The sequence below is a fragment of the Methylomonas sp. PHL2-19 genome (assembly GCF_059331595.1).
The window spans coordinates 2,606,046-2,621,374 of the sequence record NZ_CP196839.1 but is presented as its reverse complement, the minus strand read 5'-3'; the positions used below and the strand labels follow the sequence as shown (position 1 = coordinate 2,621,374).

14 protein-coding genes are annotated in these 15,329 nt (G+C 50.2%); 7 read left to right on the top strand and 7 right to left on the bottom strand.

Annotated elements, in window-relative coordinates:
- The first annotated feature begins 153 nt into the window (after positions 1–153).
- From ACR02O_RS12230 to ACR02O_RS12220, 3 genes are all read left to right on the top strand, one after another.
- Positions 154–1,683 (top strand): tetratricopeptide repeat-containing sulfotransferase family protein, encoded by a 1,530-nt coding sequence (locus tag ACR02O_RS12230; RefSeq protein WP_240617967.1) that lies wholly within the window; start codon positions 154–156, stop codon positions 1,681–1,683.
- A 689-nt stretch (positions 1,684–2,372) separates the two neighbouring features.
- Entirely contained in the window at positions 2,373–4,523 is a 2,151-nt protein-coding gene (locus ACR02O_RS12225; protein ID WP_415880600.1) for a c-type cytochrome, read from the top strand.
- 238 nt (positions 4,524–4,761) lie between these two features.
- Complete coding sequence (locus ACR02O_RS12220; RefSeq protein WP_458137287.1) at positions 4,762–5,397, top strand: hypothetical protein; 636 nt, start codon at positions 4,762–4,764, stop codon at positions 5,395–5,397.
- Positions 5,398–5,577: 180 nt separating this feature from the next.
- Here the strand turns inward: ACR02O_RS12220 and ACR02O_RS12215 are convergent, their stop codons facing one another.
- The 7 genes from ACR02O_RS12215 to tusD form a co-directional block, all read right to left on the bottom strand.
- On the bottom strand, positions 5,578–6,090 hold the full coding sequence (locus ACR02O_RS12215) for a hypothetical protein (RefSeq protein ID WP_458137286.1): 513 nt from the start codon (positions 6,088–6,090) through the stop codon (positions 5,578–5,580).
- Between the two features lie 390 nt (positions 6,091–6,480).
- The gene (locus tag ACR02O_RS12210) at positions 6,481–7,236 is read right to left on the bottom strand and encodes a hypothetical protein (protein WP_458137285.1); all 756 of its coding nucleotides are present in this window, start codon (positions 7,234–7,236) and stop codon (positions 6,481–6,483) included.
- On the bottom strand, positions 7,233–7,973 hold the full coding sequence (locus ACR02O_RS12205; protein WP_458137284.1) for a type III pantothenate kinase: 741 nt from the start codon (positions 7,971–7,973) through the stop codon (positions 7,233–7,235). Before ACR02O_RS12205 ends, ACR02O_RS12210 begins: the two co-directional genes overlap by 4 nt.
- Complete coding sequence (gene birA / locus ACR02O_RS12200; RefSeq protein WP_458137283.1) at positions 7,970–8,959, bottom strand: bifunctional biotin--[acetyl-CoA-carboxylase] ligase/biotin operon repressor BirA; 990 nt, start codon at positions 8,957–8,959, stop codon at positions 7,970–7,972. Before birA ends, ACR02O_RS12205 begins: the two co-directional genes overlap by 4 nt.
- Before the next feature lie 41 nt (positions 8,960–9,000).
- Entirely contained in the window at positions 9,001–9,585 is a 585-nt protein-coding gene (locus ACR02O_RS12195; protein ID WP_033156554.1) for a PilZ domain-containing protein, read from the bottom strand.
- A 91-nt stretch (positions 9,586–9,676) separates the two neighbouring features.
- Entirely contained in the window at positions 9,677–10,033 is a 357-nt protein-coding gene (gene tusC, locus ACR02O_RS12190) for a sulfurtransferase complex subunit TusC (RefSeq protein ID WP_458137282.1), read from the bottom strand.
- 7 nt (positions 10,034–10,040) lie between these two features.
- Entirely contained in the window at positions 10,041–10,430 is a 390-nt protein-coding gene (gene tusD / locus ACR02O_RS12185; RefSeq protein WP_319962467.1) for a sulfurtransferase complex subunit TusD, read from the bottom strand.
- Between the two features lie 127 nt (positions 10,431–10,557).
- Here tusD and ACR02O_RS12180 point away from each other — a divergent pair, with 127 nt between their 5' ends.
- The 4 genes from ACR02O_RS12180 (at position 10,558) to ACR02O_RS12165 (ending at position 15,310) form a co-directional block, all read left to right on the top strand.
- Entirely contained in the window at positions 10,558–12,009 is a 1,452-nt protein-coding gene (locus tag ACR02O_RS12180) for a M48 family metalloprotease (protein WP_445368936.1), read from the top strand.
- A 475-nt stretch (positions 12,010–12,484) separates the two neighbouring features.
- Positions 12,485–12,724, top strand: coding sequence for a DNA-directed RNA polymerase subunit omega (gene rpoZ, locus ACR02O_RS12175; RefSeq protein ID WP_033156558.1), 240 nt, complete (start codon positions 12,485–12,487; stop codon positions 12,722–12,724).
- A 5-nt stretch (positions 12,725–12,729) separates the two neighbouring features.
- Positions 12,730–14,913 carry a RelA/SpoT family protein gene (locus tag ACR02O_RS12170; RefSeq protein WP_020482114.1) on the top strand — a complete coding sequence of 728 codons (2,184 nt, stop codon included), beginning with the start codon at positions 12,730–12,732 and terminating at the stop codon, positions 14,911–14,913.
- Position 14,914: 1 nt separating this feature from the next.
- On the top strand, positions 14,915–15,310 hold the full coding sequence (locus ACR02O_RS12165) for a RidA family protein (RefSeq protein ID WP_494521712.1): 396 nt from the start codon (positions 14,915–14,917) through the stop codon (positions 15,308–15,310).
- The last annotated feature ends 19 nt before the right edge of the window (positions 15,311–15,329 follow it).

Below are 15,329 nucleotides of genomic sequence, written 5' to 3'. Positions count from 1 at the left end.
AAACCCCAGCGGCAGGAGGCCAAGACAAATTACAGCAAACCGCAATCCCCTAAAGCACCTCACGTAATTGATTTAAGCGAGTTTTGCAACTTCGCTTAACAATAAAAACGCCCCCTCAGACAACTGTCATTCGATTTTATAGCGATAAACACCATGCCCCCATTCATGCAACTCGGCCAGGCCGCCGTCCAACAAAAAAATTTCAGCGAAGCGGTGGTATGGTTTACCAAGGCAGCGGCGGAAAGCCCTAAAGATCCGCAAATCAAGGCCTGCTTGGGACAATCGCTATGCTGGCTCGGGCAGCGCGAGGAAGGCTTGGCGCACCTTCATCAGTCCGGGCAGCTGCTGTTAAAAAAATCCCGTAAAAGCCGCGACATTGGCCTGGCTCTGGATATGGTCGACCAATTGCAGTATTGGAACGATTTTCCCGGTGCACTGGCGCTATGCAAACAAGCCGTGCAAATTAATCCGGGGCAATTGCGCGGCTATCAATTGCTGGCTTTGACCTACTCTCGTCTAAATCAGAAAAAACCCGCCCTCGCAGCCGGTAGACAGGCATTGAAATTGGCGCCGAACAGCGCAGTACTGTCGATTTTACTCGCCACTCTGGAAGCTGCCGATGGCCTGAACCAAGAAGCCAAACAACGTTTGGAAAAGGTATTGCAAAACGCTTTATTGACCACCGAAGAAAGATTCCGAGCCAATAAAGAGCTGGCTCGGATTCTGGACAAGCTTGGACAATATGATCAGGTTTTCCCGCATTTGCATGCAGCCGCCGAACAGGCGCCGCGCCTACCGGAAGTAAAACGCCAAGACGCCAGCTTAGTTCCAAAAATGCTGGAAACACATAAGACGGAATTTGATAGCGAACTACTGGGACGCTGGACCCATACCGAGTTTCCAGCCGACCAACCCGCGCCGGTTTTTCTGTTGGGCTTTATGCGTACCGGCACTACCCTAACCCAGGAAGTGCTGGCCGCCCATCCGGAAATTTTTGTCGCGGACGAAACCGATCTGGTTATCTCGATGGCGAAGGAACTTAAGCGAATGTCGAATGGACAAGGTCACGTCGCCGAGCAACTGCGCAAACTTGATTTAGCAGGCGTAGAACACTTACGTGCGTTTTACTGGCACCGAGCCCGCGCCTTGTACGGCGATAAGATCGGCACCCGATTATTGCTGGATAAGACGACGATGAACACCATCGATCTGGGCTTGATCAACTGCATTTTTCCGGACGCCAAACTGGTATTTTTGCTGCGCGATCCGCGCGACGTTTGCTTGAGCTGCTTCATGCAAACCATGTTGCCGACGCCATCAACGGTGCAATTACTAAGCTGGGAAAGTACTGCCCGGTTTTATGCGCAAGTCATGGACTGGTGGCTGACTATCAGACCGAAATTAACGATGCGTTTTATCGAGTTCCGATACGAAGACGCGGTATTTGATTTCGAACCGGCATTCCGAAAGGTGTTTGATTTTATTGGTTTGGAGTGGGATCCGGCAGTCGCCGAATTCCATAAAAAAGCAGGCGGCAAGTACATCGCCAGCCCCAGTTTTAGCCAGGTCGCGCAACCTTTATATTCATCATCAGTTGGCCGTTGGCAGCATTATCGAGCGGAATACACCACCATCCTGCCTGAGCTGCAACCATTCATAAACGAGTTTGGCTACGAAAACTAGCTTAAATTAAGGGCTGGGAAACGGGATTCATGTCCCGAAACCCCGGCCTACTCAAAGCGATTAATTTTCCAGCCATTAATCGGGAACAGCCGATCCACGTCCACTGAACACAGTTGCGCCGCAAGCCACTCAGTCCGACCGCAGAACTTCCAGCATCTGTAATTTAAGGTAAATAACCCATTTTCCGACACGCTAAATAGCCAAAACGCGCCTACCGGAGGAGTCCACACCAAAAAACCGGAGGAATCATGCTGGAATTTGCAATACAAAAAAATATTTCCTGTCAAAAGCCTCTAAAACATACTGTTTAGCGAAAGCTTAAAGTACTTTCAGCGTCGACAATCTAAATGACTATGTCATATAACGCATAGATAGGGCATATGACACACTTATCCAAAAGCTAGAAATTTGACATATCGAAAAAATCATCTAGCGACCCGAAGAAGCTTGTTCTCAGCTGAAAAAAATCAGCATCAAATAAATTCTTATCATTGATTTATATAAGTTTTTTCAACAAGATTACAATAAAACACATTCGGGCATGGCTATTGCTTTGGCCTGGGGGATGCCGCGCTGGAACACAATTTAATTGGTTACCATGATCAGAAACATCCGGAACCGTGCTTTCTATCAAATCCCGTCGTTGTCCGCCGCATCAGCCTTATTTAGCTCAACCCAGGATTATAAGCATGAAAAAACAATTAAAAATTCCCTTGGCTTTTGTCGCCGCCATCGCCTTGGGCTATGCTCTTACCCCCAAACCGGAAGCCCCCTTCACCGGCCACGGCAATGTCGATGCCTTAAGTAAAGTATACGAACGCTGGAAAACCGCACACGAACAACAAGGAAACCTGGAGGTTTTGCGTGTCGGCCTGGGCTTTTCGCGAGCACAATCTCGGCAATTTACCGCTGCCAATGGTGAAGCGGCATTGAATCTGCTGAATGGCCAATTAAGCGTGGCGGTCAGCGGCTTATCCAATCAAGAACAATACGATGTGTGGCTGCTGGATAATCACAAATCCGGCAATAACCTAAACGATAAAGCAATCAAAATTGGCCCATTGTCGGCTCATGAAGATAAACATTTACTGACAACCCAATTGGACCGCGACCGCTTCACCGGCTTTACGATGGATGCCGTCGCGATTGCCAAAGCCGGAGAGACACCGCAAACCGGCGGCCTGTTATTCGGCTCACCAAGCTTGCTGCAACGGCTGTATTACACCGAACGCTATTGGCCGGCGGCAACCATAGGCGCCGTAACGGCAGAAGAGAACGCCCGCCCCGCACAAGCGGCGTTCGAATTTTTATTGCCCAAAACCGCGCAAGCCGCAGTAACTTCGTCGGCGGCCACCTCGCCCGAACAACTGACGCAACTGATCGCCACCGGGCAACAGCTGTTTACCGAACAAACCTTTAACGGCAACGGCCGTACTTGCGCCACTTGCCACAGGCCGGACAACAACCACACCATCGATCCCAGCTACATTGCCAAACTGCCGAAAACCGACCCGCTATTTGTAGCCGAGACCAATCCGGTATTGGCCGATCTGGAAAAACCGGCGCTGCTCAGACAATTTGGTTTGTTCGTGGCCAATGTCGATGGCTTCGATAGGCCGCCAGTCATGCGTAGCTCCTCGCATCTGCTAGGTATTGCCAACACCCTGACCTTCGAAAAAACCATCAACCCAGGTTACGGCAACGGCGAATTCACTCAGGATACGGATTATTTCAACGCTCACGACCCCGAAGCGCAGCAATCCGGTACGCATACGCATGCTATCGGTTGGTCTGGAGACGGCGCCCCCGACGGCGGGTCGCTGCGAGATTTCGCCAAGGGGGCCATTAAACAGCATTTGCCAAAAACCCTGATTCGCGCTGAAAACATCGACTTTAGATTGCCTACCGAAGCCGAGCTGGATGCGTTGGAAGCTTATATGCTGTCTCTGGGCCGCAGTGAAGAAATCAATCTTGCCAATATGTATTTCAAGTCGCCGCTGGTGCAAAACGGCTTGCTGTTGTTCAACACCAAAAACAATCCCAAACTTGCGGATGGTACGGTGCTATTCGGCACTACCGGCAACTGCAACGGCTGCCATTCCAACGCCGGTGGCATCAGTTCCACCACCAACGCCAATCCTACCCGGGACACCGGCGTCGAGCGCATGCGCGACCAATTGCATCATTTGGCCGATCCAAATCTGGCCTACGATGGTGGTTTCGGACAAACGCTACAAACCGATTGCGGTCCAAATTTCGATCAGACTTGTTATAGCGACGGCAGCGTGGCGCCGGCTGGCACCACGACGCGCCCAGCGGGACATCAGGGATTGAATCGTTTTAACACGCCATCGCTGATCGAAGCCGCCGATACCGCGCCGTTCTTTCACAACAACAGCGTGACCACGCTGGAAGAGACCGTAGCGTTTTACAGCTCGGATGCATTTAACAGTTCGCCGGGCGCATTCACCTCAAGCAAAGCCAACCGCCAAGGCAAACTGGATTCGTCGCAAGTGATTGCCGTTGCCTTGTTCCTGCGCTCCATCAACGTGCTGGAAAACATCCGCAGCTCCAATCTTTTGGATCAAAAAGCGATTACGTTGAACGGTGACCAAAGTGTCAAAACCTTAAAACTGGCGATTGCCGATACTCAGGACGCTATCGACGTACTTAAGGAAGCTGTCATTAATCCCTATCCGGATGCGTTAGACAAACTGCAGCAAGCGCTCTATTACGAAACACAGGCAACGAACAAGCTTTATCCAAACCGCACAACGCTCATGCAAAACGCGATCAATCTAAAGAATCAGGCACGAAGCATGATAGTCAGCGGCGGTTAGCATCTGCGGGCCGGGACGGACATGTTCCAGTCCCGGCATTTCGGCAAGCTGTTAGCCTAAGCTTTAAACAAAGCCTCTCCTGCGCTAGCCGACGCACAGGAGAGGAACCGGATTCCCGTTTTTACGGGCGTAGCAACGCCAGGGAATTTAAAGGCTGGATTAGCAAAACCGACTCGCCCGGTAAAGCCCTACCCACCGGACCAGAGTGGTCTCCTTTTCAATATGAACCAGAACAACGATGAATAAGCAACTCAACAAATTTTTAAAAACCGGCCTGACCGTACTTATCCCATTATGTGCAGCCGGCAACGCCGACGCCGCAATAGTTACTTTTAGTCTCGATTACAGCGGCTTAGAATTCGGAAACGCCGCCACTGCGCAAGGCCTTATCAGCCTGGATGAGCAACTCATTCCCAATCCAGGCTCGGCTTTTCTCGATTTCAGCAACAATGACGCAATCAAGGCTTTCACATTAACCGTGTCCAACGCCACGGGAGGCTTGGGAAACGGCACATTTCAGATGACGGATTTCGATTTTGCCACCTGGGATAGCGCAGGCGAAACACTGAACTTTAGCCAACAATTGATAGGCCAGTGGACGCAAGGTGGCGGTTGGGGAAAAAGCGCTAGATGGGACGGCGGCGCGGGTGAGTTTAACCTTTACGCCAAAGCCGGCTCCTCCGCGCCGACCAGCTCCGGCTACTTTACCTTGGCGGCGAACAACGATTTTCTGAATGGCGATTTGTTGAAATTAGTGTCGTTTAAACCCGTGTCAGGCTCTGTTCAGCCAGTTCCGCTGCCCGCACCCATTTGGTTATTCGGTAGCGCTGTTGGCGTGTTCTTAAGCAGAAAAGCAGTGAAGAAAGACCATTAATTGCTCACTTATTTATCAATCGTCGCTCCCGGGAAAACGGGAGCTCAACGGCCACAATGATCCACTAAGCGATTTAAAAGCTCCCGCCATGCGGGAATTTAAAGGTACTCGGAGATTTTCAACAGACATAAAAAAACCGGATGGAGAACGACTCCATCCGGTTTAAAAAGCTCAAAAATTTTAAGCTTGAACGGCCGCTTTACGACGACCGGTATACAGGAAGCCCATCAAAGCACTTGTCATAAACCATACCGATGCAGGGAGAGGTACACTAGTGACAGGGTCTTGATTCGCAGCAGCTTTCAGATCGAATCCAAACAGAAAGCTCAAGTTGCTGGTGACTACGCCTGGTTTTACAAAGGTCAACAAGAACGTATTAGGGGCACCCAATTCATAGTTACCAGCTTCGCTAACCCAACCGCTCGCTGTCAACAGACCCAATTTGAAAGGGCTAGCAGAAGCAAACGTGCCTACACCGTTAAAAGTGTAAACAGGTGCATCAATAGCCAGATCAGCGGTAGCAGAAAAGATACCGAAGGTGTCACTTGAAGTAAATGGGAATGAACTGGAACCGAAGGAGATAAAATTGCTATCGCCGTCAGTAGATTCCCAAATGATGCCTGCCGAACTTACAGTCGAAACCGCAAATAGGCAAACAGCAAGCCAAAGTTTTAAAGATAAAAGCGTTTTCATGGATATTCCCCATTTAAATTAACGTTAACAATTGGTCATCCTTTTGACCACCTTACTCCTTAGTCAAAATTGTTCCTCAATCCCAACTAAGAAGGGGGGTGGATATATAAACACCCACCCATACAGAATAAAGCAAATACAATGCCAAAATTAATTATGTTTTTTTTCAATAAGTTATAAGCGCAAAAATTGCAAAGTGTAAATATTACCGACACGTTACGAGTAATTTTTGCCTTTTGCCTAAAAAAGTCACCAAATCGGTGCGTTACACCTTTTGAACTGCGTCAAAGTAATTTTTCGGACATAAAAAAGCCGGATGAACCTAAATTAGCCTCATCCGGCGCAACGACCGTCATAGCGTCTGTAGCAAATGCGGCCAGAGTCTGGCGCCTATTTCAATGCATTGCCACAGTCTATATCGGCCACTCGTGTATAGCCAACATTCTTGAAAATAGCGCTCTGCCCCCCGACGAACCGAATAAACAATTCATCCCGGAGTTTATTGCGCTGCCTAATTTCCGCTTTGACGCCTTGCTCGGCCAACTGGTTTTTAAATAGCATGGCGCGCTGCCGATCATTGAACACGCCGAGCGATATTGCCCCTTTGATATCACCATCCGAGATTGGCCAGACATCGTTTAATCCTTTGGCTTTTAACATCATCTTATTGATACGGGTTTGTTCGGCATCTTTTCCAGCCGGGTAATAAACCTGAAAGTCCGAAGAAACCATAGTTGATTTGTTTGCGGCTTTAAACACAGTTAAATGCTCAGTGCTGGCCCATCGCCGCAACGCCTCCTGATCGCTGAACGGCCCAGCCTCATAGCAGTGATGAATCGCGGTTTTCTGCCTGTCTGAACCAGTTGGCTTAGGCGTATCAGGGCTTGTTTTGAAAACTAAAACAACTTGGGGCGGGTTTAAGCGCTGCAGAATATCCGTTACTTGCTTGGCTTGCAATTCAGCGGCAGCATTGTCCAGATAAGCAGAAATTTGTGCTCCACGCCGTGCCAATTGTCTCTCTCTGACCGTTAGCAAGGCCGGAATATTAGTGACCGGCTCGACCGATGGCGTAAGCGCACCAAAATGTAGCTTCCAGAAAAAAAACAACACATTCAGCAGACATAACAAAAAAAACAGCACCTTCATAAGGCTTTGTCGTTTTGGCAATAATTGAGCAAGCCTTTAAAGACCAAATCGCCGTCTACAATGCTTGGAACGGCCAGATGCCGCGCTAACATCTCCCCATCGCCGCCACTCAACACTAACTGATAGGCTTTGGGCTGACGCACCAAGGCCGCCTCTACCAGACCAGCCGCGGCTAACAAGGTACCGTTATTGATAGCCGCCGCCGTGACAACCGCCAAACTTGTCTCTGCCTGGTCTTCGCTAAACGGCAGCGCAGCGGTATTGTTTGCCAAGGATTTTTTCATCAGCAACAACCCCGGACTGATTAAGCCGCCCAGATGCCTGCCATCGCTCTCGATGAAATCTATTGTGATGGCGGTGCCGCAATCGACAACACAGGTATCCCCAGGATAAAAACGATGCGCCGCCTGCAATGCCAACCAGCGGTCCACCCCCAACTTCTCCGGCTCAGCGTATGCATTTTTGACGTTAAAAGCTGTTTGCGAAGACTGCGGCATGATCAGCTCTGCACCGGGCCATAGTCCCCGCGCCATGTCGGCCAATAAAACGGTCAGAGCATTTTCCGATACCGACGCCATAGCCATTTGCTTGGGTGCGGGGATACTCAGCCAAAACTCACGCAAACGTTCCGGAAAATCCGCTAGGCGATAATCCATAAACATCGTCGGTTTCAGCACACCGGCCTCTGCCTGGGTCCATTTCAGACGTGAGTTGCCAATATCGACCAGTAAAATCATAAGCGCCGAAAACTGACTTCGCCGGACGCAAACACCCGGGTTTCGCCGTCGGCGAGTTCCAGCAACAACAGGCCTTGATCGTCGATGCCCGCCACCACGCCGCTAAAGCTCTGCTCGTGCATAAAAATATCGACCTGTTTGCCTTGCATGCAATCGTAGCCACGCCATTCGTCGAGATAATGCGCCAACGTACGGGTCTCGTACTCCGCCAGCACCGGTAGCAACTGATTTAATAACTCGCCCACCAGCCGATTACGTTGACCATGAACCGACTCCGCCAAAATATCGTGCAAATCGACCCAATCCTGTTCGATGGCCTGACCTTCATGCGCCGGCAAAGACACATTTAAACCCAAACCTATCACCGCATGGCAAGGCCCGCTACTTTCCCCGGACACCTCAATCAAAATCCCCGCCAATTTACGTTGTCGCCAATAAATATCGTTCGGCCACTTCAAACCCACATCAACAATCCCGAAACCTCGCAACGCCCGGATTACAGCCACTCCAACCGCCAGACTCAATCCGCTGATCGCAGCTGGCCCACCCTGGAAACGCCACAAAATTGATAAATAAATATTGTGACCAAACGGCGAAACCCAATACCTACCGCGCCGCCCTTTCCCCGCGGTTTGCCGTTCGGCCAGGCAGACCGAGCCGATGCCGGCACCCAGCCGCGCCCTATCCAATAAATAAGTATTGGTAGAGTGAATCTCGTCGTGAATTTCCAGTTCACCCAGCAAGGATCGAGCATGACCCTCCAAGTGCTGATCAATCTGTTGCTCGTCCAACAACTGTAAAGGGCTTTGCAAACGGTAACCTTTGCCCGATACCGCTAGTAACTCGATACCGAATTCGGACAACGCACTTAAGTGTTTCCATACCGCCGAACGACTCACGCCCAGCAAGCCCGCCAATTCGGTCCCCGAGTGAAATTGGCCGTCCGCCAGGACATGTAAAAGTTGTTTAAGTTTAGGAGAAATCAATCGCCAACCTGTCGAACGCGCAGTAAAGCCGGACTACGCAGCTAGAATTCGTTTTTATCACGCAATTGTTGCAATTGTTTCTTGACGACATGCTTGATTAACAGCTCTCTATCGTCTTCTTTGAGATTGACGTACTCAACACAGATAAAAAATGGCCGCTCCGGGCTTTCGCCGGAAATATCCTTGCACTGGACGACGTTCGCGTAGGCCACGATCACCGCCATACACGAGGTCAGCAGCATCCGCAATTCCAGCAGTTCGCCAACCGCTATAGGTGTTTCATTGCTAAAAGCTAACCCAGTGGCGCTGAGACTGACGTCTCGGGTATCGTGTTCGGAAAACTCTTCGCTCTGTGCGCTGATCGCCTGTGCAATCAAGTTGATTTTGGTATCGATGATCTTCAGATATTCAAACATTTCCGGATCGCGCCTTTCCAGGCGTGGCGACAACATGCGCGCTTCCTGCGCCAATACGTCTAACGCGGAGGTCAATGAACAATTGCCCAATACATCATTAGAGACATGACTCAAGGCGTCGACATTTTTTTTGTCGATGACTTTGTGCAGCAGATTTATCGTGTCGTTGACTCGAAAATAACGCCTTTTTTCTTCAATTTCATCCGCCATGGTGTGCTCGTCCTCGGTCTACTTAAGTGGGGTAAATATTACGAATAAAGAATTTTAGCTTAAGCGGCTTCAACTGTTTAATTCCACAGCATCAATCAGAAATAATAAGATCGTAACGATGCATCAAGCGGCTAACTTCGACACGCGGCAGACTGACGACAGGCAAGATTAGATCGGTGGATGTGAGTCCGGCCAGTTGCAAAGATTCTTCTTCTACGTACAAATCGTTAACGTCGTAAATTTGCAAGGCCTGAAAAATTGCCGAGGTATCCTTTAAATCTAATCCGCCAGGATGCTGCTGATTTTTTAATTGCCACACGGCATCGTCAATAAAAAGCAAGGCGACGTGCTGATCAAAGGCCGCAGCAGTCAAAATGGCGTCCAGCGTTTCTTGCAGATGGCCCCCGCTGTAAGGCAAGCGGCGCATGATGAATAGATAACGTTTCATGGCACAGTTAACCGAAGACAATACTGCGGTCAGCTAGCAGAGTCGCCTCCAGCCACTGTCCTAAACCGGCTATCCGAAACCCTGGCGCCGTATCGTCATCTTGCTTACCCTGCCGTGCAGCCTCATCAAGGCACAATAAACCCCGGCGCTGCGCCGCGGAGATGCATACCACTAAATCCACGCCATATTGCTCAGCCAAAGCCGACCAATGTCGAGTAATCGAAAATTCATCCTCAGGCGGCTGGGCATAACGGAAAGCATGATAGATACCCTCCTTGTAAAAAAATACTCGCAGAATTTGGTGCTCGGCCGCCAACGCCGCCTGAATAAACCGATAGGCGTTCAGGCCGGCATTGCTGGCGTAAGGACTGGCATTAACTTGTACGGCATATTTCATCGCGCTGTAAAATAATCGTTAAATTCAATATTCGGCCTATTTTAATACGAGCACACTCAAGCTGCCCGTTTTTGCCGCGCATTGTTTCGCCATTGAACCAAACTTACTGCTTCCAGTCCGAGCTTCCATGACAATTAAGCCTCTTTTTTTCAGCCTTGGCCTGATCCTGTTCTGTCCGTCGCCGCGAGCCTTGGACATCGAAAAAATCCAACTGCCGGACATGGGCGATTCAGCAGGCGCCATCATTTCACCCGCTCAGGAAAAGGAGTTCGGCGAAGCTTTTTTTCGTAATTTGCATCAACAAGCCGAAATTAATCAGGATGTGGAAATCCAACAATACATCCAGAACATAGGTCGGCAATTAGCGTCCCACAGCGACACGCCATCCAATCCCTTCCACTTTTTTGTCGTGATGGACCCCAATATCAACGCCTTCGCCGGCCCGGGCGGCTATATCGGCGTCAATTCCGGCTTGATTCTGTTAACCGAAGCGGAAAGCGAACTCGCATCGGTAATGGCTCACGAGATTGCCCACGTCACTCAACGCCACTTATACAGATCCATTGAAAAAGCCAGCAAATTGTCGATCCCGACCGTCGCCGCCACGTTGGCGGCGATTTTGATCGGCACCCAGTCCCCCAATATGGGCCAAGCAGCTTTAATGGCCATCCAAGCCGGCAACATTCAGTTTCAAATCGATTTTACCCGCGACCACGAAAAAGAAGCAGACCGGGTGGGTATGCAAACCCTAGCCGGTGCCAATTACGACCCGCGCAGCATGCCGACTTTTTTCGAACGCTTACAGCAATCGACGCGGTATTACGGCAAAGGCGTACCTGAATTTTTAAGAACCCACCCGGTATCGGAAAATCGGGTGGCCGACACCCGCGGCAGAGCGGAAATCTATCCCTACCGGCAATATCCGGATTCATTAGCGTATTTGTTGACCAAGGCCAAGCTTACCGTGCTGACTGCGCAGGACAAACGCACCCCGCTACAGCATTTCACCACGCTCGAAATGCAAGGCACGCCGGAACAAAGAGCTGTCGCCCGCTATGGCATGGGCTTGGTATATTTGGAAAATCAACAATACGCCGCAGCCAGCGAAATTTTTCAAAAACTCACCGAGCAATATCCGTCGCAACCGCAATATATCTCCGCGCTGGCCCGCACAGCGATGGATGCGCACGACTACGAAAAAGCCGGCAAATTATTTGAGAAAGCAATTAACACCTTCCCCAGCAATGACGCCCTAAAAATTCAATATACCCGTAGTCTGGTCAAGAACGCTCAACCGCAACGCGCAAAACAAGTGTTACAAAGCTTGTCGGATAGCGAGAAAGACCAGCCGTATTATTACGAACTACTCGCACAGATTTTCGCCGACCTCAAACAGCCCGGGGAATCGCATCGCTACATGGCCGAGTACTATTACGCCAGCGGCGAAACCGAAGCGGCGATCATGCAAATCAGATTGGCAAAACAACAGACTGATCTGAGCTTTCAGCTACAAGCCATCCTCAACGAACGGCTAAATTTCTTTCTCAGCGAAGAAGAATCGCGCCGAATGGAACGCTAATTTCAAACATTAGATAAACCTGATGCTAGCTAAGTTTTTGTTTAAGAAAATTAATTTCGGGGCAAAACCATTTCCCGAAATAAAACTGATTTTTTTGTTGGACACCCGGTTTTTTTTAAAATACACTGCGCCCACCTTGAATACGGAGTGCATTCAACCTTAACGGGTTGCATCTTTGAGGGGGGAGGGAAACAGCCGGTAAAACGGCTGATAATAATAACTATAAAATAGTAATTGCTTGACTAAACTGCCCTAAGGCAGGCGTCCAACACAATAACAATAATAATTACAACAAACAGGACGGGCCCGCGTATAGCGGGCTTTTTATTGCCTGTCGTTTTACTTTCTCCACCTAGCCGCTTGCAGCCTCGATTGGCCTAAGTGCGCCGTTTATCTTATAATTCAACCCTGTCCGCTCAGTACTGTTAAAGTCTATCGGGCGAAGATCCCCCGCAAACTCAGATAAGGTTTAATAATGGCACGCGTTACCGTTGAAGATTGTTTGGAAAATGTTGAAAACCGTTTCAAATTGGTGTTACTCGCCAGCAAAAGAGCACGGCAGTTGGAAAAAGGCGCCGATGAATTCGTTCCACGCGGCAAAGATAAAGACACTGTGCTGGCACTTCGTGAAATAGCCGCAGGCTTTGTCAACGAAGAAAATATCGACCGTTTGCATCGCGCAGGTTACGTTTCGGAAACCCATCTGGAAATCTAACACCCATGCCCGAGATAGCTGTCAAACCCGCACCAGCGCTACCTGCTATCGAGCATCCTGAAGAAAAACTTCTTCACCAGCTCTGCGAGATCCTGCGCAGCTATCTCGACCAAGAACAAATCAACGATGTGATCCGCGCCTACCATTTCGGTGCGGCCGCGCATTCCGGGCAATTCCGCAGGAGCGGCGAAGCCTATATCTGTCATCCGGTATCCGTGGCGATCACACTGGCCAGCATGCACATGGATCACCATGGCATCATGGCGGCCATTCTGCACGATGTCATCGAAGACACCCCTATCAGCAAGGAACAACTGGGGGAACAGTTTGGCGTCGAAGTGGCTGAACTGGTTGATGGCGTGACCAAACTCTCCAAGATCGACAGCCGTTCCCGCGCCGAAGCGCAAGCGGAAAACGTCAGAAAAATGTTTCTGGCCATGGCTCAAGATCTGCGCGTAATCGTGGTAAAACTCGCCGACCGTTTGCACAACATGCAAACCATGGGCAATATGCCGGTCGATAAAAAACGCCGCATCGCCAAGGAAACGCTGGAAATATACGCCCCTATAGCCAATCGGCTGGGCATGAACGATGTCAGGCATCAGCTGGAATCGCTGGGCTTTAAAGCGCTCTACCCCAACCGCTACACGGCCATCAATAATGCCGTGAAAAAATCGCGCGGCAACCGCAAGGAAATCATCGACACCATCCAGAATGCCATCCAGAATCGTCTAAACGAATCCAACTTGGACGGTGCAGTGGCGGGCCGCGAAAAAAACATCGCCAGCATTTATCAAAAAATGCTCAGCAAACGGATTTCCTTTACCGACGTTTTTGATGTCTACGCTTTCCGCATTTATTGCCATCAGGTCGACGACTGTTACCGGGCTTTAGGTTGCGTGCACAATCTATATAAACCCGTTCCCGGCCGCTTCAAGGACTACATCGCGCTGCCGAAAGCCAACGGCTATCAGTCGCTGCACACGATATTGATAGGCCCTTACGGCGTACCTATCGAAATTCAGATTCGCACCCACGAAATGCATCGCCTTTCGGAATCGGGAATTGCCGCGCATTGGCTATACAAATCCGACAACGATAAAAGTGAGACCATCCAGGCGCGCGCTAACGAGTGGCTGCGCGATTTACTGGAAATCCAAAAGTCCGCCGGCGATTCGCTGGAATTCATCGATAACTTAAAAGTCGATCTGTTCCCGCAAGAAGTTTTCGTATTTACCCCCAAAGGCAAAATCATCAAATTGCCGCGCGGCGCGACCATCGTCGATTTCGCCTACTTGGTGCATACCGACGTCGGCAACGCCTGCATTTCCGCACGCATCGACAAGAAACTGGTACCGCTACAAACCAAACTAGAAAACGGTATGACGGTGGAAGTCATCACCGCCACTTGGGCCAGACCGAATCCCCTTTGGTTGAACTACGTCACCACCGCCAAGGCACGCAGTTGCATCCGCGCCTATTTGAAAAACTTCAACCAGCAGGAAGCGATCAATCTGGGCCGCCGCCTGCTGGAAAAAGAACTGCAGAGCCTGGGTATTCAACTGGAAAATGTCGATAACACCCGCATCATCCAGGTGTTACAGGTCTTGAAAAAGCACTCGATGAACGAGTTGCTGGAAGACATCGGTTTGGGCAATCGCATGCCCTTCCTGGTAGCCAAACGCATCAGTCAAACCGACGTGAACGCGGCCGTCAAACTCGACGACAACGAATCGACGCATAAAACCCCGTTGATCATCAAAGGCACCGAAGGCATCGTCGTAAGCCTGGCCAAATGCTGCCGGCCGATTCCCGGCGACTCGATTATCGGCTTCTTCAACCCCGGCAAGGGCATCGTCGTTCATCATCACGAATGCCGTAACAGTAATGAAGTCAGAAAAAAACAGACTACCTGGCTGGATGTGGAATGGAGCCCGGAAGCCAGCGGCGAATTCCCCGCCGAAATCCGTATCGAATTGTTAAACCAACGCGGTTCGCTGGCCACCATCGCCTCGACCATCTCCAGCATGGATTCCAATATCGAAAACATTACCGTCGTCAGCCAGGATGATCGGGTCTCGGTGGATTTATTAACCCTGGCCGTGAAGGACCGCGTGCATCTGGCCAATATCATCCGTAAATTGAAAAAACTTTCCATCGTTTTAAAAATTACCCGCATCAAGGCATAGCATGAACAAGGAAATCATCTCGACACCTCTGGCCCCGCAAGCCATCGGCACTTATTCGCAAGCCGTCAAAGTCGGCGAGACCGTTTATTTATCCGGACAAATCCCGCTTGACCCGGAGACCATGCAAGTCGTGGACGGTGACATCGCTGTGCACATCCGCCGGGTATTCGATAACCTGAAAGCGGTGGCCGAAGCCGCTGGCGGCGACTTCAACGACATCGTCAAACTGAATGTGTTTCTCACCGACTTAAGCAATTTCCCTATCGTCAACGAAATCATGGCCGAATACTTCAGCCAACCCTACCCCGCTCGTGCGGCAGTAGGCGTGGCGGCATTACCCAAAGGCGTCGGCGTGGAAATGGACGGCGTGATGGTATTGCGCAACGAATACTACTGATCAAAACGACGGGGCGTTT

What these genes read in the sequence shown, in the direction of transcription:
- ACR02O_RS12230 (WP_240617967.1), top strand. Translation starts at nt 154, where the DNA reads ATGCCCCCATTCATGCAACTCGGCCAGGCCGCCGTCCAACAAAAAAAT.
- ACR02O_RS12225 (WP_415880600.1), top strand. Translation starts at nt 2,373, where the DNA reads ATGAAAAAACAATTAAAAATTCCCTTGGCTTTTGTCGCCGCCATCGCC.
- ACR02O_RS12220 (WP_458137287.1), top strand. Translation starts at nt 4,762, where the DNA reads ATGAATAAGCAACTCAACAAATTTTTAAAAACCGGCCTGACCGTACTT.
- ACR02O_RS12215 (WP_458137286.1), bottom strand. Translation starts at nt 6,090, where the DNA reads ATGAAAACGCTTTTATCTTTAAAACTTTGGCTTGCTGTTTGCCTATTT.
- ACR02O_RS12210 (WP_458137285.1), bottom strand. Translation starts at nt 7,236, where the DNA reads ATGAAGGTGCTGTTTTTTTTGTTATGTCTGCTGAATGTGTTGTTTTTT.
- ACR02O_RS12205 (WP_458137284.1), bottom strand. Translation starts at nt 7,973, where the DNA reads ATGATTTTACTGGTCGATATTGGCAACTCACGTCTGAAATGGACCCAG.
- ACR02O_RS12195 (WP_033156554.1), bottom strand. Translation starts at nt 9,585, where the DNA reads ATGGCGGATGAAATTGAAGAAAAAAGGCGTTATTTTCGAGTCAACGAC.
- tusC (WP_458137282.1), bottom strand. Translation starts at nt 10,033, where the DNA reads ATGAAACGTTATCTATTCATCATGCGCCGCTTGCCTTACAGCGGGGGC.
- tusD (WP_319962467.1), bottom strand. Translation starts at nt 10,430, where the DNA reads ATGAAATATGCCGTACAAGTTAATGCCAGTCCTTACGCCAGCAATGCC.
- ACR02O_RS12180 (WP_445368936.1), top strand. Translation starts at nt 10,558, where the DNA reads ATGACAATTAAGCCTCTTTTTTTCAGCCTTGGCCTGATCCTGTTCTGT.
- rpoZ (WP_033156558.1), top strand. Translation starts at nt 12,485, where the DNA reads ATGGCACGCGTTACCGTTGAAGATTGTTTGGAAAATGTTGAAAACCGT.
- ACR02O_RS12170 (WP_020482114.1), top strand. Translation starts at nt 12,730, where the DNA reads ATGCCCGAGATAGCTGTCAAACCCGCACCAGCGCTACCTGCTATCGAG.
- ACR02O_RS12165 (WP_494521712.1), top strand. Translation starts at nt 14,915, where the DNA reads ATGAACAAGGAAATCATCTCGACACCTCTGGCCCCGCAAGCCATCGGC.